The organism is Herbaspirillum sp. Her4 (genome assembly GCF_057961335.1).
The window spans coordinates 1108630-1128914 of sequence record NZ_CM176330.1; the positions used below are offsets into that span (position 1 = coordinate 1108630).

General features: G+C 63.4%; 17 protein-coding genes. 9 read left to right on the plus strand and 8 right to left on the minus strand.

What is annotated here, in order from left to right; all coding sequences use genetic code 11:
• Positions 1-268 precede the first annotated feature (268 nt).
• From ACWFUC_RS05030 to ACWFUC_RS05055, 6 genes are all read left to right on the plus strand, one after another.
• A complete protein-coding gene (locus tag ACWFUC_RS05030) occupies positions 269-3004 on the plus strand; it encodes a type VI secretion system Vgr family protein (RefSeq protein ID WP_489624262.1) in 2736 nt (911 codons plus the stop codon).
• Positions 3005-3007: 3 nt separating this feature from the next.
• On the plus strand, positions 3008-4759 hold the full coding sequence (locus ACWFUC_RS05035; protein ID WP_489624263.1) for an esterase/lipase family protein: 1752 nt from the start codon (positions 3008-3010) through the stop codon (positions 4757-4759).
• Positions 4756-5091 (plus strand): hypothetical protein, encoded by a 336-nt coding sequence (locus ACWFUC_RS05040; RefSeq protein WP_489637473.1) that lies wholly within the window; start codon positions 4756-4758, stop codon positions 5089-5091. Before ACWFUC_RS05035 ends, ACWFUC_RS05040 begins: the two co-directional genes overlap by 4 nt.
• 2 nt (positions 5092-5093) lie before the next feature.
• Complete coding sequence (locus ACWFUC_RS05045; RefSeq protein WP_489637474.1) at positions 5094-6062, plus strand: hypothetical protein; 969 nt, start codon at positions 5094-5096, stop codon at positions 6060-6062.
• A 95-nt stretch (positions 6063-6157) separates the two neighbouring features.
• Entirely contained in the window at positions 6158-7123 is a 966-nt protein-coding gene (locus ACWFUC_RS05050; protein WP_489624266.1) for a T6SS immunity protein Tli4 family protein, read from the plus strand.
• 85 nt (positions 7124-7208) lie between these two features.
• Positions 7209-7475 (plus strand): PAAR domain-containing protein, encoded by a 267-nt coding sequence (locus ACWFUC_RS05055; protein ID WP_489624267.1) that lies wholly within the window; start codon positions 7209-7211, stop codon positions 7473-7475.
• Positions 7476-7510: 35 nt separating this feature from the next.
• On the opposite strand, the gene ACWFUC_RS05060 is transcribed toward ACWFUC_RS05055, so the two are convergent.
• From ACWFUC_RS05060 to ACWFUC_RS05075, 4 genes are all read right to left on the minus strand, one after another.
• The gene (locus ACWFUC_RS05060) at positions 7511-9115 is read right to left on the minus strand and encodes a methyl-accepting chemotaxis protein (RefSeq protein WP_489624268.1); all 1605 of its coding nucleotides are present in this window, start codon (positions 9113-9115) and stop codon (positions 7511-7513) included.
• 169 nt (positions 9116-9284) lie between these two features.
• A complete protein-coding gene (gene rtcA / locus ACWFUC_RS05065) occupies positions 9285-10316 on the minus strand; it encodes an RNA 3'-terminal phosphate cyclase (RefSeq protein WP_489624269.1) in 1032 nt (343 codons plus the stop codon).
• A gap of 103 nt (positions 10317-10419) precedes the next feature.
• Positions 10420-11673, minus strand: coding sequence for an RtcB family protein (locus tag ACWFUC_RS05070; RefSeq protein WP_489624270.1), 1254 nt, complete (start codon positions 11671-11673; stop codon positions 10420-10422).
• Between the two features lie 349 nt (positions 11674-12022).
• On the minus strand, positions 12023-13576 hold the full coding sequence (locus tag ACWFUC_RS05075; protein ID WP_489624271.1) for a vWA domain-containing protein: 1554 nt from the start codon (positions 13574-13576) through the stop codon (positions 12023-12025).
• 198 nt (positions 13577-13774) lie between these two features.
• Between ACWFUC_RS05075 and rtcR the strand changes: the two genes are divergently transcribed.
• Both rtcR and ACWFUC_RS05085 read left to right on the plus strand, forming a co-directional pair.
• Positions 13775-15376, plus strand: a complete 1602-nt coding sequence (rtcR, locus tag ACWFUC_RS05080) for an RNA repair transcriptional activator RtcR (protein ID WP_489624272.1) — start codon at positions 13775-13777, stop codon at positions 15374-15376.
• Between the two features lie 23 nt (positions 15377-15399).
• Positions 15400-15852 (plus strand): GNAT family N-acetyltransferase, encoded by a 453-nt coding sequence (locus ACWFUC_RS05085; RefSeq protein ID WP_121037335.1) that lies wholly within the window; start codon positions 15400-15402, stop codon positions 15850-15852.
• Position 15853: 1 nt separating this feature from the next.
• Here the strand turns inward: ACWFUC_RS05085 and ACWFUC_RS05090 are convergent, their stop codons facing one another.
• The 4 genes from ACWFUC_RS05090 to ACWFUC_RS05105 all read right to left on the minus strand — a co-directional run bounded on the left by ACWFUC_RS05090 (position 15854) and on the right by ACWFUC_RS05105 (position 19159).
• On the minus strand, positions 15854-16684 hold the full coding sequence (locus ACWFUC_RS05090; protein WP_489624273.1) for a nucleotidyltransferase domain-containing protein: 831 nt from the start codon (positions 16682-16684) through the stop codon (positions 15854-15856).
• Between the two features lie 54 nt (positions 16685-16738).
• Positions 16739-17377 (minus strand): ABC transporter ATP-binding protein, encoded by a 639-nt coding sequence (locus ACWFUC_RS05095; protein WP_489624274.1) that lies wholly within the window; start codon positions 17375-17377, stop codon positions 16739-16741.
• 41 nt (positions 17378-17418) lie between these two features.
• On the minus strand, positions 17419-17670 hold the full coding sequence (locus ACWFUC_RS05100; RefSeq protein WP_034333872.1) for a hypothetical protein: 252 nt from the start codon (positions 17668-17670) through the stop codon (positions 17419-17421).
• Between the two features lie 253 nt (positions 17671-17923).
• Positions 17924-19159 carry an MFS transporter gene (locus ACWFUC_RS05105; protein WP_039788464.1) on the minus strand — a complete coding sequence of 412 codons (1236 nt, stop codon included), beginning with the start codon at positions 19157-19159 and terminating at the stop codon, positions 17924-17926.
• 134 nt (positions 19160-19293) lie between these two features.
• Here ACWFUC_RS05105 and ACWFUC_RS05110 point away from each other — a divergent pair, with 134 nt between their 5' ends.
• The gene (locus ACWFUC_RS05110) at positions 19294-20283 is read left to right on the plus strand and encodes a LysR family transcriptional regulator (protein ID WP_489624275.1); all 990 of its coding nucleotides are present in this window, start codon (positions 19294-19296) and stop codon (positions 20281-20283) included.
• Positions 20284-20285: the final 2 nt, after the last annotated feature.

The window sequence follows — 20285 nt, forward strand, 5'->3', positions numbered from 1 at the left end:
CATGGGGCCGGGCTCCGGATGGCCGGTCATGCCGGCACGCCGCCTATCATAGCGCCCTCGGGGCGGATCAGCATGGCACAACAAAATGACAGTCGCGCAATGCGACTGGTCGAACTCTGACGAGTTTGCCTGGCAACCTCGGCCACTTCCTCCAAGCGCGCGCAGCCCTCCTTTAGCATGGCTCTCCTCTCGCCTTCTGCCGTTTGATGCCGGCATCGCCCGGGTTCCGGGATGCTGCGCGGATGGCTATTCCAGCAAGGATGTCCGTATGCCCGACCGCACGTTTTCCGCGCTACGCCAACCATGGTCCCAACAGGCCCGCGCCCTTCGGCTGCGCTTGCCGCAATCGCACGTGGCCTTGCAGGACGCGCTGCTGATACAGCAGGTGACGGGCCGCGAAACGCTGTGTGGTGCCACTGAAGTGGAGGTGCTGTGTCTGTCGCCGCGCGAGGACTTGCCGCTCAAGGAATTCATGGCGGTGCCGGCGGAAATCCAGCTGGTGACGGACCAGGGCCTGTTGCGCACCATCTGCGGCTTCATCGCCGAGGTCCATGCGGGGCAGATCGATGGCGAGCTGAGCAGCTATCGCCTGCTGTTGCGCGATGCCCTCAGCCTGATGGGCCAGCGCATCAATACCCGCGTCTTCCTGCACGCCAGCGAGGCCGATGTAACCCAGATCCTCATCAGCGAGTGGCGGCAACGCAGCCCCTTGCTGGCCAGCAGCATGGAGGTGGATTGGTCGCTGCTCGGAGAACGCTACCCGGCACGCGAATTCATCATGCAGCACAACGAATCCGATGCCGATTTCCTGCGTCGCCTGTGGAAGCGGCGCGGCATCGGCTGGTGCATCCGTCCGGGCGAGCCGCCACTGCCGGGCCAGGCTGCTTGTCCGCGCCATGTGCTGGTGCTATTTGACGATCCCATGCAGCTGCCGCGCAATGCGGCGGGCAGCGTTCCCTGGCGACGCGATCATGCGCCCGGCACGCAGGACGGCCTCCTGCGCTGGCAGGCCACGCGTCGCCTGCGGGCCGGCAGTGTCAGCCGCCATACCTGGGATCACGCGCAGGATGGGCCGCTACAACGGCATGTGAACAATCCGGCTGCGCAGGGCGCACTGGGCGAACGCTTTGCCCAGCTGCTGGATGACTATCTGGTGGAGGCCCCGCACATCGCCGACGATGGTGAAGATCTTGACCAGATTGCCCGGGCGCGCATGCAGCGGCTGGCGCTGGAGAGCAAGGAATTCGGTGCCGATTCCACCGTGCGTGCGCTGCGTGTGGGCGAGTGGATCGACATTACGGGGCATCCTGAGCTGGAACGTCATCCACCGCATGAGCGCGAATTCATCGTGACCCGGCTGGAGTTCCATGCCGAGAACAACCTGCCGGCCTCGCTGGAGGAGCGCCTGCAGCGCGCAGCGCCGCATCGTGAAAGCGATCTCGGCGGATTGGCCGACTTGCAGCGCCGTTGCCGCGAACAAGGTCTGCGCTATCTGAACCATTTCGCATGCGTGCGGCGTGGCATCCCGCTGGTACCGGCCTTTGATCCCCGCGTGGATCTGCCCCGGCCGCGTCTGCAGAATGCCCATGTGGTCGGCCCGGCGGGTGAAGAACTGTACTGTGACGCGCTGGGCCGCATCAAGCTGCGCTTTCACGGGACCCGCATGCAGGATCACCAGCTCGCCGGCGGGGCCAGCGACAGCGAACGCGATTCCGCCTGGGTGCGCGTGGCCAGTCATTGGGCCGGAAGGCAATGGGGCGCGATCAATCTGCCGCGCGTGGGCGACGAGGTGCTCGTCGATTTCCTCGGGGGCGATCCTGACAAGCCTGTCGTGATCGGCCGGTTGTACAACGGCCTGTCGCTACCGCCTGCCTTCAGCGGCGTCGGCAGCCTGCCCGGCAACCGCTTCCTGGCGGGCGTGCGCAGCAAGGAGATTCAGGGCCAGCGCTACAACCAGCTGCGGCTCGACGACACCCCGCGCCAGATCAGCGCCCAGCTTGCTTCGCAACACGGACAGAGCGAACTGAACCTGGGCTGGCTCACGCATCCTCGTACCGAGGGACGCAGCGATGCGCGCGGCGAAGGCGCCGAGTTGCGGACGGACCAGGCGCTGGCGCTGCGCGGTGGACAGGGTGTGCTGATCAGCGCGAGCCGGCGCAGCCAGGCCAGCGGCGCGCAACTGGATCGGGCCGAGATGCTGGGGCTGCTGCGCGTGCTGCAGAACGTCCAGCAGGAACTGGCGGCGCTGGCCGAGACCCATCATGCCGGGCCGACGGCAGTGCAGTCCTTGAGCGCGTTGCGCACGCGGCTCGATGCCTGGGAGACCGGCAGCAACACGCAGGCCGAAGGCAGCGGTGGCGGCGAGCCGGTCGTGGCCGTGACTGCACCGGCCGGTGTGGCCATCACCAGTGATGAGGGCGTGGTCGTTGGTGCGCAGAAGGAAATCGATCTGGTCAGCGTGGGCAATACGCAGCTCTCTGCGGGCAAGAAGCTGCTGGTGCGGGTGGCGGAGAGTATCAGCGTGTTTGCGCAGCGCTTGGGGATGCGGCTGGTCGCGGCCAGCGGCAAGCTGCAATTGCAGACGCACGGCGATGACATCGAAGCCACCTCAGCGCGCCGCATCATCCTGACGGCTGTTGATGAAATCGTCCTCCAGGCTCCCCGGCTCAAGCTGCTGGCGCAGGGTGCGCAGATTGATCTGGGGGGCGGCGCGATCACGCAGCAGAGCAGCGCGGATCACATCATCCGCTCGGCGAATTTCCATCATGTAAGCGGTGCGGACAGTGCGCCTCCGGGCGTGGAACTGCCGGCCAGCGCCATGCGTACCGACGAACGTTTCATCCTGGCACGGCGCGGCAGTGGCCGGCCGCATGTGCGGCAGCGCTATCGCATCGAGCTCGATGACGGCAGCGTCATTGAAGGCGTCACTGATGAACAGGGACGTACGGCCTTGAGCCAGGACCAGGCCCTGCGTATCGCGCGGCTGCGGATCGTGAAGGAGTAGAGGATGAAGCAATTTTCCCTGCCGGAGCAGGCGGCAGAACCGACCCGGCTGGTCGGCACCGCCTGGGATGAAGACGGCAATGATGTGGCGCAATCGGTGCTGACCGGAGAGAACCAGAAGGTCAGGGCCTTGTGTCTGACCACGCCGGAGGTGGTGGTGCCCATTCTGTTCGTGCCGGGCATCATGGGGACGCGGCTCAGGGTCAGCAAACGCGACCAGGGGCCGGCCTGGCTGCCACCCGAGAACACTTGGGAGACGATCACGCTGGGGCTCACGCATCTGGTCCGCACGGCGGCAGACCGGCAACGTTTGCTCAATCCGGAGACCACTGAGGTGGATGATGGCGGTCCGGCTTTTCCTGATGACACGAGCAAGACCCTGCTGTCGCTTGCTCCCGGCCAGACCGATGCCGAGCGTATCAAATGGCGCGGCTGGGGACAGCTCCATGCAGACAGCTATCTCGGCATTCTTTCGCTGCTGGAGACCAGCATGGCGATGATCTTCGATCCTGCGAGCCAGGGCACCCGGCTCACCTCGCACTGGCAGGAGCTGGTGATGGATCGGCAGGATGCAGCCAGGCTGGGCGCGCAGAAGCCCTTTGTTGCAATTTCGGACGAAGACTTGAGAGATGCCGCAGAGGTGCTTTATCCGGTGCATGCCGTGGGCTACAACTGGTTGCAGAGCAACCAGGTCTCCGCGCAGCGACTGGCTGACGAGATCGAGCGGATTACGGCGTATTACCGCAGCAAGGGAAAGCGCTGTGAGGGCGTGATCCTGATCACGCACAGCATGGGCGGCCTGGTGGCACGTGCCTGTGCGCGGCTGCCGGGAATGACTGAACGCATTCTGGGCGTCATCCATGGCGTGATGCCGGCCATTGGCGCGCCGGCTACCTACAAGCGCATCCGGGCCGGGTTTGAAGGCATGGCGCAGGTGGTACTGGGACGCGATGCGGCTGACTGTACGGCAGTGATGGCCAATGCGCCGGGTCCGTTGGAACTGCTGCCGACTGCGCAATACAAGACCTGGACCAATCAAGGAGAGCGGCACTGGTTGCGCGCCAGCTATCGCGCCATCGGCCAGCGCGGGATGCCAGAGGAGATGGACAGCTTTTTGGGCGAGGGGGATCCCTACGCGCAGATCTATCTGAACAATACGTCGGATTGGTGGAAGCTGGTGCGCGAGGATTTGATTGATCCGGCGGGGAGGGAGGATCGCGAACGCGCCGAAAGGGAGGGGAACGTCCTCGCCTCGAAAAAGCGCCCAATGCCGGATTTTTGTCAATTTGCAGAGAATATGAAATTGGCTCGAAATCTTCATCAACTCATTCAAGACAGCTATCACCCCAATACCTACGTGTATTACGCCGCTGACCCACAACAACCTGCATGGAACGAGATCAACTGGAAGTGTAGGCCGCTGGTGCCAGGCGATCCCGCGCAGGCGCGACTGGAAAAAGATGATCTGAACGGGATGCTGGAACTGCGCTTCGGAGAGCATTCCGTCCATTACTTCTCTCTTCAGAGCGGTACTGGCCCGGGCGATGGCACGGTCCCGGCGGAATCGGGTGGTGCACCGAAACCTCACGTTCTACAGATATTCAAGCACGAAGGAAAGCTGAGATCTCATGACAGCTATGACCATCAGTTTTCCTACAACGCCACGATTGCCCGAGCCGTCACCCTCTATTCCATCATCAGGATCGTCAACGCCTCTGCGAACTTGAAAAAAATCCCTGGAGAAAAATGCACATGAAAAATCCGCTCCGTTTTATCACCGCATCGGCCTTCATGGTCTGGCTATTTTTAGCTGGCGACATCTCATCTCAACAAGGATTGCACATCATGAACACAGCTCAGGCAAGTGAGTCTGCTCCTGTCGTTTCAACTTTTTGCACCGGTCATTTTCAAATTGATATGCCAGCAGGCTCGGTCGTCAGCGGAGGCAATTATCGCTACGACTACGCGCGACTAGATGCGCCTAAATTCATGAGCCATGAAGAGTTCGAGACAGAAATGGCTGAAAAGGAAAAGACCCTCAGATCACCGCCTATTACCGCAGCAAGGGAAGAAGTTGCGAGCAGGTGATCTTGGTCACGCACAGCATGGGTGGTCTGGTCGCCCGCGCCTGTGCGGAGTTGCCGGAAATGGCCGAGCGCATCCTGGGCGTGGTGCACGGCGTGATGCCGGCCCTCGGTGCGCCGGCGACCTACAAGCGCATCCGGGCCGGCTTTGAGGGAGCCGGGCAGGTCGTCCTGGGGCGCAATGCCGCCGAGTGCACGGCAGTGATGGCCAATGCCCCCGGGCCACTGGAATTGCTGCCGACGGCGCAATACAAGACCTGGAGCAATCGCGGGGAACGGCATTGGCTGCGGGTGAGTTACGTGGGTATCGGGCAGCGTGGAATGGCTGAGGAAATGGAAAGCTTTCTGGGCGAGGGCGATCCCTACCGCCACATCTATCTCAACAATTCGTCGGATTGGTGGAAGCTGATTCGGGAGGATTTGATTGATCCTGCGGGTAAGGAGGATAGTGCACCCTCGCGCGAGGGAAAGCAGGTCACGGGTAACGCCTACTCATCGGACTTCAAGCTATTTCGCGACAATCTGGAAATCGCCGCCAAGCTTCATTCGCTGATCAAAGATCGCTATCACGCAAATACTTATGCGTATTACGCCAGCGATCCCGAGCAGCCGGCGTGGAATGAAGTGCACTGGAAGATTCGGTCCTCCGTACCAAAGGATCCCGCGAACGGAAAGCTGGTAGCCGATGATTTGAACGGTTCCGTCACATTGCTCTTCGACGGAGGGAAACGACGTACTTTTCGAATACAGGAGGGGACGGGGAAAGGTGATGGAACCGTGCCCGCCGAGTCGGCTGAAAGCGCGACAAAACATGTGATTCAGATGTTCAAGCATGGAGGCCAAGCAAATGGGCATGACAGCTACGAACATCAATACTCGTACAACGCTCCGATCGCTCAATCAGTCTGTCTTTACTCCATCGCCAAGATGGTGGCGGAATCAGACCTGATTAAACACGCTTTCACAGAGCCATGAGGTTTCGCAATTTCGTCATTCTTGTATTGGCCTCTTTGTGCCTTAGTACTACAAGACCGCTCTATCTTCACTCTGCGCTATCAGGACCAATCACGATGCACGACAGCTCGAACAGCAAGACCAAAAACCCTGTTACCACATTCTGTACAGGCAGGTTCCTGATTGACCTTCCCGCAGGATCACTATCGAGTGGTGGCAACTATCGTTATGACTTCGCGCATATTGATCGGCCCAAGACGATGAGCAAGGATGATTTCGAAAGAGATATTCTCGCTCGTCAAACACTGCTGCAAACAACGAGGCATGATTCAGGGGCTTCGATGTTGGTCGAAGCTATTCGGCCGGATGAGCAAAGCGCGATTCTGGTGTCGTGGAATCATGATGCCAGCACTTCCATGATGTCGATGACAGGGCACCGGTGGATTGAAGGTCTCGCTTTTTCGCTCGCGATGAAGGTTGATGACGATCACAAGGCCGAAGGTTTGAAAGCAATGCATGAGATTCTCGGCCGATTGCACTCTCGCTCCGATAACAACATCCCCACCGACCCCGGCTACTGCTTCGAAGGCGGCTTCATCGCCAACCCCGAATGGGAAAACGAAGAAGCCGGCATCGATATCGACATTGCCGGCCACCCGGATGCCTTCGTGTCCGTCTGGTTCTATCCCCTGGCGATGAGCAAGCACGACCGTCCGTTGCTGGAGCGCATGCATAGCGGACTGCAGACCCTGGGCCGGTTGGCTACTGCCGTGCGCGTGCTGCGCAAGGGAGACCGCCAGATCGGTCCCTACCAAGGCCAGGAATTCCTGGTCACCGTCCCCAACAGCGGCGGCGGGCGCAGCCACAGCTTCATCTGGGAAACCGAAGGCCAGGGCACGCTCGATACCCCCGCCATCAAGATCGAACTGACCACCGGCCATCACGACCAGAACAGCAATGCGCAACAAACCACACTGAACGATGCGCAAGCGCTGCAGCTGTGGGATGCCGTGCTGACGAGTTTCCGGCTGCGGCCAACGCAGGTAGCACCCGCATCAACCACGTCAGGTACGCCACCATAGCCGCCTGCAGCAACATTTCAGACCCCTCGCCCGACCTTCACCCTGGCCCCGCCTCCACTCTCACCCTGCTTGAAAGGAATCCACCATGCCCAACATCATCCGCCTCGGCGACGCCACTTCCCACGGCGGCAAGGTCACGCAAGTGAGCGCGACCCATTTCAAGGTAGGCGGCCTGCCGGTCGCGCGGGTCGGCGATGCCTGCAGCTGCCCCCGGCAGGGGCACGACAACTGCACCATCGCCGAGGGACACCCGCATCACAAGATCGATGGCATCGCCGTCGCCTACGGCGGCCACAAGACCAGCTGTGGTGCCACGCTCATCGCCAGTGCCGGCAATTTCAGCGCGCAATAGCGCTATCCCTTTCGTGCGATCTTGCGTGAACGGTCTCACGCACAGGCCAGCCGCGCCGCCGTGGGTGCCGCAACGCGCTTGTGCTCCGGTGCCCCGCCCTCCAGCTTGAACACCGACACCAGCCTTGCCAGCTGCGCCGCCTGATCCTGCAAGGATTGTGCCGCGGCTGCGGCTTGCTCGACCAGCGCGGCGTTCTGCTGGGTCACCTGATCCATCTGCACGATGGCCAGGTTGACCTGTTCGATGCCTGCACTCTGCTCCTGCCCGGCGGCGCTGATCTCGGTGACCACTTCACCGACCCGCTGCACGCTTTGCACCACGTCCTGCATGGTGCGTCCGGCTTGCTCCACCAGCCGGCTGCCATTGCCGACCCGTGCCACCGAGTCGGCGATCAGCCCCTTGATCTCGTGCGCGGCGGTCGCGGAGCGCTGCGCTAGCGCCCGCACTTCCGAGGCCACCACCGCGAAGCCGCGTCCCTGCTCGCCCGCGCGCGCCGCTTCCACTGCGGCATTCAGCGCCAGGATATTGGTTTGGAAGGCGATCCCGTCGATGACCCCGATGATGTCCACAATCTTCTTGGAGGACGCATCGATGGCCCCCATCGTATCGACCACCTGGCTGACCACCTCGCCGCCCTGGCGCGCGATATCGGAGGCCGATCCGGCCAGCTGGTTGGCCTGGCCGGCATGACTGGCGTTCTGCTTGACGGTGGCGGTGAGCTGCTCCATCGACGAGGCCGTTTCCTCCAGCGAGGCCGCCTGCTCTTCGGTACGCGAGGAGAGATCCAGATTGCCGCGCGCAATCTCGCTGCTGGCCGTGGCAATCGTATCGGTCGAGACCCGCACCTGGCTGACGATGTCCAGCAAGCGGTCATTCATCTTCTTGAGCGCACGCAACAGCATGCTGGTTTCATCGCGGCCTTGTGCCTCGATGGCCGAGGTCAGGTCACCGGCCGCCACCGTCTCGGCCACGCGCACCGCGCGATCCAGCGGCGCGGTGATGCTGCGCGTGATCATCCAGGCGATCGCCGCCGCTGCAGCCAGCCCGGCGGCGGCCAGCACCAGCAGCAGCGTGCGGGCCTGAACGTAATTGCTCTCGACTTCATCGCCGGCACTCTTCATCATGTCGTGCTGCTGCTTGATGAGGGCGTCGGCGGCGCTCATGGTGGCGCTCTGCACGGGCCGCACCTCGTCGATCAGCATGTCGATCGCACCTTCCTTGCCGCCCTGCTGCACCATGGCCAGCACCTTGTCGCGTTTTTCGAAGTAGGCGTTCTGGGCTGTTACCAGCTTCTTCAGTGCGGTGCGGCTGTCTTCGTCGGTAAGCAGCTTCTCCAGTTGTGCCAGGTCCTCGCGAATGGCACGGTCCGCACCGGTGATGCGGTCGTATTCGCTCTTGATCTGCGGTTCCCGCTTCAAGAGCAGAATGTTTCGTACCGAGCGCGCGATCAGGTTGAGCTGGTCGACGATATCGCCCGCCACTACGGTCTTGGGATACTTGTCGTGGATCACATCCTTCATTTGCCCGTTGAGCTGCCCCAGGCGGGCGATGCCGCTGGCCGCCATGGCCAGCATCAGCACCATCAGCAGACCGAAGCCCAGCCACAGGCGCGCACGAATGGTCACATTGGAAAGTTGCATGGAATTCCCCCTTGTTATCGTTGAGTGTCGGCAGGCGAGCCACTGGCGCGGCGTAACTGGAAAGCAACTAATGCGTGGCAACAAGTTGCGGCCTGCCCGCTTCAGCATAGGTGACGGGAGGGAGGAATCCAAGCGCGGCCGATGCCACGCAGCAGGAGTGCGGCTGGTCTCAGCCCGGCGCGGCCATGACCTCCACCCGTAGCGCTTGCGGCGCAGGAGAAAAACCGAAGCGCACTGGCAGAAAGGCCTCGATCACCTCGGCGTTGGAGGCCATGTGCGGGCTCAGTTGCGTGGTGGTAAAGCGCCCCGCGCCGGCCAGTGCCAGTGGCAGCATCAGTTGATCGGCCAGATGCTCGGCGACCGCCGCATTGCTCTGCAGATAGCGCTGCATGGGTCCCAGGGCATCCAGAGCAACCTGTTCGGCCGGCCGGGATTTGGCACCATGGCCGCAGAACAACTCGTCCACATGCGCATGCGTCACATGCAATTCGACCAGATTGCCCGGACCATCGCAGTCGCTCAGGGCGATCACCTTGCAATGATCCTGCAAGCCCTCCACGGCTTCGCCCAGGACCTGCAACTCCCGCTTGCCGATGGCACTCGGCAGATTGGCCACCAGGGCGCGCGCCCGCGTCTGCAGCAGCGCGCCGCGCTCCTCCAGGACCAATCCCTGCAAGCCATGGCCCGCCTCCACCTGCAGGCGCACCTGGCCGCCACCGGCCGGATGGAATCCGTGCCGCAGCAACTCCAGCGTGACCGCGGCCCCCATTCGCCGCAACAGCGGCAGGAAGCAGTGCTGCAGGAAATCGGCCGATGGGGCCAGGGGATTGTGCGTGCCGCCGCTGACTTCAATGCGGAAGCGCCCCGCTGGCGCGGCCAGCATGGCGGGCAGCAGGGTTTGCAGGACCAGCGTGGTACTGCCGGCCGAGCCGATGGCGAAACGGAAATCGCCGCTGCGCAGCGCACCGGGCACAAAGCGCAGTGCGCTGCTGCCGGGCTCGGCACCTTCCACGACGGCGTCGCACAAGGTGGCGGCGGCCGTCACGGCGGCCAGGTGCTGGCGCATCAGACCGGGTTTGGGGCGTTGCGCGCGGATCGCGCCGAGCTCGAACGGACGGCCGGTGATCATCGCCAGGCTCAGCGCACTGCGCAGGATCTGGCCGCCACCATGGCGGCCATCCAGGGTCAGAGGAGAGGACATGTTTGTTCTTTTCTTTCTTCGTATGTTGCGTTTTGTTGCTGTGCGCGAGCGGGCCTCACAGGCAGCGCACCCAGTGCGTAATACGCTCTCGGCGCGCTGTATTTCAGCCTTTCACGCAGACGATCTGGCGCAGCGTATGCACCACTTCCACCAGGTCTTGCTGGGCCGCCATGACGGCATCGATGTCCTTGTAGGCCATCGGGATTTCGTCGATGACGGCTTCGTCCTTGCGGCACTCCACACCTTCGGTGGCGCGGATGTGATCCTCTACCGAGAAGCGCTTCCTGGCCTCGGTACGGCTCATGGTGCGTCCCGCACCGTGGCTGCAGCTGTGGAAGCTCTCGGCCTCGCCCTTGCCGCGCACGATGAAGCTCCTGGCCCCCATCGAGCCGGGAATGATGCCCAGTTCGCCGGCACGGGCCGATACTGCACCCTTGCGGGTGACCAGCACATCCTGGCCGAAGTGATGTTCCTTCTGCACGTAATTGTGGTGGCAGTTGACCGCCTCCACGTGCGTCTGGAAAGGCTTGGCGATCACGCTGCGTACAGCGGCGATCAGGTTCTGCATCATCACTTCACGGTTCATGTGCGCAAATTTCTGTGCCCAGCCCACGGCTTGCAGATAGTCGTCGTAGTGCGTGCTGCCCTCCTTCAGATAGGCCAGGTCGCGATCCGGCAGGTTGACCATGTGCTTGCGCATGTCCTGCTGCGCCAGTTCGATGAAGTGGGTGCCGATGGCATTGCCCACGCCGCGCGAACCCGAGTGCAGCATGAACCAGACCGCGCCCTCTTCATCCAGGCAGATCTCGATGAAGTGATTGCCCGACCCCAGCGTGCCCAGGTGCTTGTAGTGGTTGGTCTTCTCCAGCTTGGGCGTCTTCTGGCACAGCACGTCGAACTCATCCTTCAGCGTCTGCCATGCGGTATCGACCGGTGCCGGCGGATGTTCCCAGGAACCCTGATCGCGGCCGCGATGGCTGCGCGTGCGCGGCGAGGAACCGTGCGGCACGGCGCGTTCGATGGCACTGCGCAAGGGACCCAGGTTGTCCGGCAGGTCGGCGGCGCACAGGGTGGTCTTGGCCGCCATCATGCCGCAGCCGATATCCACCCCCACGGCGGCCGGAATGATCGCGCCCAGGGTCGGGATCACGCTGCCGATGGTGGAGCCCTTGCCCACGTGCACATCCGGCATGACCGCAATGTGCTTGTAGATGAACGGCATCTTGGCCGTATTGCCCAGCTGGGTTTTTGCCTCAGCTTCCACCGGCACACCGCGGGTCCACATTTTGACCGGCTTGCCCTGCCCGGTGGCCAGGGTGTCGTAGGACGCTGGTGCGATGTTGTCGAGTTTGTCCATTTTCGTTACTTTCTTGCTGAACATGAGGGAAGGCGAGACGCGACAAGAGTGCCAGCGACGGGTTTTCCGTGAAGGTAGTCGCTTGCGCATTCGCGCCTCACCTGAAAAAGTCGGGGCTCCTGCCCCTCGGCGGCCCGGCAATTCCGAGCCGCCCGCTTCATTCCGACCAGATCGGCAGGATTTGCGCCGATTCTTGCGAACCGCCGCCCCGGAGTTGAACCGGGCTACCCAATGTAATCCTGCCAGCATTCGGAATGATCAGGACCACTCCCGCCCGACCAGAATGTGCGCGATACGGAGATGTAATCGCAACGGCATTCGGGCGGCAGTGGCAACCTGTCTTGCACCATCAAAGCGGTGTGGAGGCGATCTCCTGCACCCAGTGTCCCGCCTGCATCTGTCCGGCCGCAAAGCTGGCCAGCAGTTTGAAGACCTCGTCGGAGAATCCGCCGATGTTGAGGATATCGTCCGACTCCGGTGCCTGGCTGGTGGCGTACGGCGCCAGATCGATGCAGACCAGGCGCGCCTTCGGATTGCGGCGCTTGAACTGCTGCCATTGGCGCATCGTTTCGGTCGCGCCGCTGGCGTGATGGCGCAGCCAGGACTCGTTGTCCGACACCAGCACCACCAGATCCGCACGCTGCTGGCGTTCGTTCAACCAGCGCAGCGGCGCACTGCAGTCCGTTCCGCCACCGCCGATACGCGCCAGCCGCGCGGCGTTGGCCATGACCTTGTCATGGGGAACCAACGGGCAAGGCACCACGCGCTGTTCGAACGGCAGCACGCAGGCCGCAGGATTCTTGCGCACGATGGCCGCGGCCAGCAATGCCGCCACGTCGATGCATCGCACCGCGCTGGTACCGCCGGCAAGCATGCCGCTCACGGGGCTCGACATGGACCCCGACACATCCGGGCAGACCACGACCGAGCCTTCCAGCACCGGCACATTGGCCAGCGCGATTTCCATGGCGCTCTGCAAGGCGTCGCGCACCAGCTCCGGCACTGTCCCGGCAGCAGCCTGCCACGCGGCCATCAGCTGATACGGGAACACCCGTGCCGCGGCAATGGCCTGTGGATCACACAGCTTGGCGGCGATCAGCTCGGTCATGCCGGGCAGCTCGAACACGTCGTGGCGCGCGAAGCTGTTCAGGTTCATGCGCACCATGTGCCAGCCACCCTGTCGCGCCATCCCGGCCCATTCTTGCGTGCCCGGCTGCAAGGCAGTGAGCAACTGGAATGGCACCGCCGGTACCGGCTGGCTGCGGTCACGCTGATAGGCCCGCAGGGCACGCGTCAGCGGCGGCAGTGCGGCCTCATCAAACGGACGGCCGATCAGCCAGGCGAAGAACGCGGCGCGCCACGGTTCGGCCGGCTTTGGATGCACCATGCGGACCACGTCGGCCAGCGACGGCGACTGCCCTATACAGGCGGCCAGCAGTTGCTGCTCCGTGGCCTGGTTCAGCCAGGCCTGCACCAGCTTCTTGGGACGAGTGCCCAGCGACTTGCGGCCGGTCACGCCGGAACGCAGGATCTGTACGAAATTGCGCAGCATCTTGCCCTGATCCACCACGCCGGCAAATGCCGGTGCCAGTTCATCGGCACCACGGGCCGCCAGTACGGCCAGCAGCAGCGCCGGCATGTCCTTCATGTAGCTGCGGCGCCGAGCGTACAGCGCGGTCTGGGCGATGAAGCGCGGGGCGATGTCCTGGCTCAGGTCCAGCACGGTGGCCAGTTGCGCTTCGGCACTGGCGTAGAAGGTGCGGTTCAGACAGCCGGTGGCCGCGTACTGCGCCAGGATGTGCTCCTTGCTCAAGGCATAGGCAGCGCCGCCGGCGTGATTCATCGCATCGGCTGCCGGCAGCAGGCGGCGCTTCAGGGTCTGGAACAGTTGCACATTCGCCATTTTCTTTTCCTCGTTGATCGCTTGGTCTTGTTCCCTGTATTGCAACGGGTGTGCCAGCTCGGACTAGATGTGCGGAAACTCCTTTTAACTCATTGAATTGATTGAATAAATCTGATTTTGGCCTGATTTCCCGAGATTTGCCTGTACCCGAGAAAAACAGGATAATTTATCCATCAAGATAAGAAGTTATCTAAAAATATGGCAAAGAAAAAAGTCGTCATCGGTTTCGCCGGTACCCAGCTCGACCACGGACGTGGTGCGCCGCGCTGGGAAAAATGGCGTCCGACCATCGCGCTGACGCAGTACCCGGACGTGGTCATCGACCGTCTGGAACTGCTCTACATCGGCGAGCGCCATCTGGGGCTGGTCGGCCAGATCGGGCGCGACATCGCCAGCGTCTCGCCTGATACCGTCGTGCGGCCGCATGATCTGCCGATCCAGGACCCCTGGGATTTCGGTGAGGTCTACGCCAACCTGCTCGACTTTGCGCGCGCCTATCCGTTCGATACCGACAACGAGGAATACTGGATCCACATCACCACCGGCACCCACGTGGTCCAGATCTGCCTGTTCCTCATGACCGAGGCGCGTTACCTGCCCGGCGTACTGTTGCAGACCTCACCGCCGCGCCGGCAGGCGGCGGGCTCTCCTGGCAGCTATGCCCTCATCGACCTCGACCTGTCGCGTTACGACCTGATCGCGCAGCGCTTTTCGAGCGAACAGCGTGAAGCGCTGGCCTTGCTGAAGTCCGGTATCCCCACGCGCAATGCGCACTTCAACCACATGATCGAGGAGATCGAGCGCGTGTCCATCCGCTCGCGCGCGCCGATGTTGCTGATGGGGCCGACCGGGGCCGGCAAGTCCTTCCTGGCGCGGCGAATCTACGAACTGAAGAAGTCGCGGCATCAGTTGGAGGGCCGCTTTGTCGACATCAATTGCGCCACGCTGCAGGGCGACGGTGCTGCCTCCACCTTGTTCGGTCACGTGCGCGGTTCCTTCACCGGGGCCGCCCATGATCGTCCGGGCTTGCTGCGTTCGGCGCACAAGGGATTGCTGTTCCTCGACGAGATCGGCGAACTGGGGCTGGATGAACAGGCCATGCTGCTCAAGGCCATCGAGGAGAAGCGCTTTCTGCCGGTCGGTGCCGATGTCGAGGCGCAGAGCGATTTCCAGCTCATTGCCGGCACCCATCGCGACCTGGCGCGCGAGGTCGCGGCGGGCCGCTTCCGCGAGGACCTGTTTGCCCGCATCAACCTGTGGACCTATGCCCTGCCCGGCCTGGCCCAGCGCCGCGAAGACATCGAACCCAACCTCGACTACCTGCTCGAACGCTTCAGCGCCGAGCATGGACAGGTGGTGCGTTTCAACAAGGAGGCGCGAATGCGTTATCTGGCCTTTGCCGCGTCATCGGCGGCCAGCTGGCCGGGCAATTTCCGCGACCTGTCGGCGTCCGTCGTGCGCATGGCCACGCTGGCCGATGCGGGGCGCATCAACGATGCGCTGGTGGAGGAAGAGACTGCGCGCCTGCAGCGTCAATGGCGCGCCAGTGCGCAGCCTGCGTCGGGGGAGCAGGACGTTGATCTGGACGCCTTGCTGGGTGAGCACGCGCAAGCGCTGGATCTCTTCGATGCGGTGCAGTTGCGCGCCGTGGTCGCCGTGTGCCGCCGTTCGCGCTCGCTGTCGGAAGCGGGACGCACGCTCTTCGCGGTCTCGCGGGATGCCAAGGCAAAACCCAATGATGCGGATCGGCTCAAGAAATATCTGGCGCGCTTCGGCTTGGCTTGGGATGATGTGGCGTAGACGCAGAACCCGGAGCCACTAGCATGAACATCTCCCTGGAATCGCCCACCCTGCCAGAGGTCAGGCAGCTCATTGAAGCGCTGGACGCTTATCAGCAGCCCTTGTATCCGCCCGAAAGCCATCATGGCATCGATATCGATGCGCTGGCGGCCGATGATGTGCTGTTCGCCGTGGCACGTGATGAGCATGGCCAGGCGGTAGCTTGCGGTGCCATGCGACTGGAGGATGGCAGGGCCGAATTGAAGCGCTTCTTCACGCTGCCCGCACAGCGTGGAAAAGGAACCGCCCGGCAACTGCTGGCTTGGCTTGAAGCGCGGGCCTGCCAGCTTGGATACCGGGAATTCCTGCTGGAGACGGGCTATCTGCAGCACGCAGCCATTCGCTTCTATGAAAGCTGCGGCTATCTCCCGTGCGGACCCTTCGGTACTTACGTGGACGATCCCAACAGTGTTTTCATGCGCAAATGCGTCGCCTGATTCACTGCCCTTGCATCACCACATCCCGCAGCAACCGATCCAGTACCGAATATTCGCCCCGCGCATCCTTGTGCGGCGTGGGCACGTGCTCCAGCTGCTGCAATTCCAGTTCGATGAAACGATTGATCTCGGGGATGGCTGCGCCCTCTTCGGCTTCGCCCGCGCGCCGTTTGATGACCAGCAGCGCATCGATGGCCGCGCGCAATGCCGCATCGCTCACGATCGCCTCGACCAGGTCGAGGAAACGCATCGGCACCGGCCCGCGCTGCTGCTCCACCCACAGCGCTGCCATCAAGGGCCGCAGTACGTAGAGATATTTTTTCAGGCGTACGCGCTCGCCCTGCAAGTACTCGCGGTAATTCTTGCGCGCCATCTGCAGGTAGTGATGGAACACGCGATCCGGACGATGTACCAGGTCGGCCGCCGCATTGATCTTGTCGACGAAGCTGACGTCGGCCCGGTAGACCACCGGCGACGACAGCCATTCCACTACCGTGGCGTTGCCGTTGTGCAGGAGGGCCAACGTCTTGCGCAGATCCCAGCCGCTGACGTCATAGGTCGCATTGACGGGCAATTCGATCACGTCGCGGCCGGGAAAGACGGTGAGATACCAGTCGGGCCTGTGCGCATAGATGAAGCGCACATCGTAGTCACTGTCCGGCGAGGCAAATCCCCAGCCCCGGCTGCCTGATTCGCACGCGAACAGTACGCGCACCTGATGCTCGGATTCGATGCGCGCAAGCGTCTTGTTGATCTCGGCGCGGATCTGCGGATCAATCGGATGTTCATGGTGCTGCCAGTCGGCGGCAGCGGCGGGTGAGGAGGTGTCCATGCCGTGGATCATAGCAGGCAGGACCGGGCAGGAAGACAAGCGCCCTGGTGTTTCTCAGTCCCCCAGATCGATCGTCCCCGCCAACCGCACCGCCTCCGGCGTCTCATACATGGCCACCACCCAGGCCTGATCGGCATCAGCGGCATGCGCATTGAGCGTAGCCGCAACGAACTGGATGGAAGCACGATCCAGGCTGGCGTAGGGATCGTCCAGCAAGGTCAGCGTGGCGTGGGCCGCGAAGGCGGCCGCCAGGTAGACCTTGCGCTTGCTGCCGGTGGAGAGCATGAAGAGCTTTTTCTCCAGGTGCGGCGTCAGTGACAGACCTTCGGCGAGGGCCGGCAACAAGCCATGATCGAAATGCGGATACCGTTGCGCCAGGTCCGCAAAGACTTCCGGCGGCGTCATCTGGTCATAGGCCTCGGTCCGCGGATCGATGAAGAACACTTGCCGACGGTAATTCTCGGGCTCGCCATCGAGTCGCACACCATTCAACTCCAGCACGCCATCGCGCGCCGGCATCAAACCACCCAGCAGATTGAGCAGCGTGGTCTTGCCGCGGCCATCGCCGCCGCGCACCAGCGTCACGCCGGCCGTGATGCGGGCCGAGAAGTCCTGGAACAGGTCCAGGCCGGGATAGGAAAAATTCAGGCGCGATACCAGCAGCAGCGCTGCGCGGTCAGAAACTTGGGTCATCGGTGAGGGGCGTGGGGAATCGAAGGGAGAGCGGATTGCGCTCAGGAGCGCTGGCGGCGCGCCGCCTGGCGTTTGGCTTCCTCGGCGGCCTGCTTTTCCTTGCGGGCATCGGCCAGCATGGCCAGGGCCAATGCCAATGGCGGATACAGCAGGATCAGGCCGCTCCAGTCATGGTCCGACAGAAACATCAGCGCGGCAATGCACAGGTCGACCGCCATCAGGAACATCAATGGCCAACCCACGGGCGCACCCAGGAAGGTCTTCTGTCGCTTGTTCTTGAAATACAGTGCCATGCCGTTCACCCTGCTTTGTGTTTCGCTGCATGGCCGCCGGGCAGCGCCGCAGGGCGCATTGATGGGCGGGCAACATGCTGGCGATGGGTTGTCTCCTGCCCCGGATTATAAAAGATGTGGACCCGGGGAGGGAGCCGGCAGCACATCTTCCCATCCGGCAAAAATGGTCCGGCCTGTGGAAAAAATATAAAAAAAACGGTCCCGGCAAACGCCGGGACCGTTGTCCTTGGCAAGACCACCGCAGGGCGCCAACTCAACGGGCCTTGGCTGCTCCCGGCCACATGCGTACCACCAGGGCCAGCACGGCCGCCGCCACTGCCAGCGCCACCACCGCGATCCAGCCCCACTGTGCCAGCGCCAGGCTGCCCAGCGCCGCACCGGCGGCCATACCGATGAACATGCCCACGAACAGCACCGCATTCAGACGGCTGCGGGCACCGGGTTCGATGCTGTAGACGATGGTCTGATGCGCCACCAGCGTCGCCTGCACGCCCAGGTCAAAGCCGATGGCGGCCAGTGCCAGCAAGACCAGTTGACCTTGCGTCGAGAACCACGGCGACAGCGCCATCGAGGCGAAGGACAGCGCCGCCAGGCTCACACCCAGACGGGTCACCAGCTCCGGACCTTTCTTGTCCGAGATGCGGCCCGCCAGGGGCGCTGCCAGCGCACCAGCCGCACCGGCCAGACCGAAGGCACCGGCCGCCGCACTGCCGAGGTGGAACGGTGCGCCATGCAACATCACCGCGAGCGTCGACCAGAAAGCCGAGAAACCGACCGACAGCAAGCCCTGGGCCAGCGCCGCACGGCGCAACGCGCCATGCTTGCGCACCAGCGTACCCAGCGAGCCCAGCAGTGCGCCATACGACAGATGCGTGGTCGGATGGAAACGCGGCAGCCCGCGCCACGCGGCCAGACCGATCAGCGCGATGCTGGCCGAGGCCCCCACGAACATGGCGCGCCAGCCAAAGTGCTCGGCCACGAAACCGCTGACCACCCGCGACAGCAGGATGCCCAGCAGCAAGCCGGTCATGACGGTACCGACGATGCGGCCGCGATGCTGCTCCGGTGCCAGGGTGGCGGCGGCCGGGACGATGTCCTGCGCCAGCGTGGCCGTCAGGCCGATGGCCAGGCTGGCGGCCAGCAGGGTAGCGATGCCGGACGCCGCACCGGCCAGCAGCAGCGCCACCGTCAGGATGGCCGCCTTGATGAGGATGATGCGGCGGCGGTCATAACGGTCGCCCAGCGGTGCCAGCAGCAGGATGCCCAGTGCATACCCGAGCTGGGTCGACATCGGCACCATGCCCACGGCCCGCTCGGAGGCACCGATGTCATCGGCCAGCACGCCCAGCATGGGCTGCGAATAGTAGAGCGAAGCCACGGCCAGGCCGGCCCCGGTGGCCAGCAGGCCGATCAGCCCGGTCGACAGGCCGTGGGCAGGAGAGGAAGCCGCCGCGGGAGCGGCTGTATGCGTCTTGGGAATGCTGTTCATGATGGAACCTCAATAAGTGAGTCTGGCTGCCGGCCCGGAAAAATCCCCTTTCTGCCAGCGTTGGAGCGGATTGTCCGCTTCCCGGCTCGCATCTGGTAGTAGCGCCTGCGGCAGAATTGTTATACGTTAGCCGTATGACCAAGCCCCTCTCCCCTGCCCCCAGTTTCTCCGCCACCGGCCTGACGGACCGCATCGAGCTGATCCAGACCTTCGTGCGCATCGTCGAGGCCGGCAGCCTGTCGGCAGCCGCGGCCCAGCTCGCGACCACGCAGCCCACCGTCAGCCGCCGCCTGCAGGCGCTGGAGCGCTCGCTGGGAGTGCGCCTGCTGCAGCGTTCCACCCATGCCATGAAGATGACCGAGGATGGCGAACGCTGCTACGAGCGCGCCAAGGAATTGCTGGCCGGCTGGGATGAGTTCGAAAGCGAATTGCGCGGTGCCCGCCAGCACGCGGAAGGTACGCTGCGGGTCGTGGTGCCGCACGCCTTCGGGCAGAAGCAGCTGATCGCGCCCTTGTTGCAGTTCATGCAGCGCCATCCGCGCATCACCGTGGAATGGCTGCTGCATGACCGTGCCGCCGATTTCATCAGCCAGGGCATCGATTGCGCCATCCAGGTCGGCGAAGTCAATGATCCCTCGGTGGTGGCCATCCACCTGGCCGAGGTGCCGCGCATGACGGTGGTGGCCCCCGCGCTGCTGGAGGGCCGGGCCCTGCCGCGCCAGCCTGAAGAGCTGGCGGATTTCCCGTGGATCGCCATTCCGGCCTTCTACCGCCGCGAAATCACGCTCACCCACGCCACCAGCGGCGAACAGCGCCAGGTGGCTTTCCGTCCGCAGCTGATCACCGACAGCCTGTATGCGTTGCGCAATATCGCCATCGAAGGCATGGGCGTGGCGGTAGGCTCATCATGGGTATTGGCCGAGGATGTGGCCGCCGGCCGCCTGGTCCAATTGCTGCCGGAGTGGGAGCCGGCACCGCTGCCGGTGTCGCTGATGTACCCCTATGCACGTTTCTACCCGGCCCGGCTGCGCCACTTCATCGACACCATGAAGGAAGCGATGCCCTCCGTGGTGCACCAGGCCGTGGGACGGGGTGCGCCCGGCGTGGAGCCAGGCGCGATGTGAAG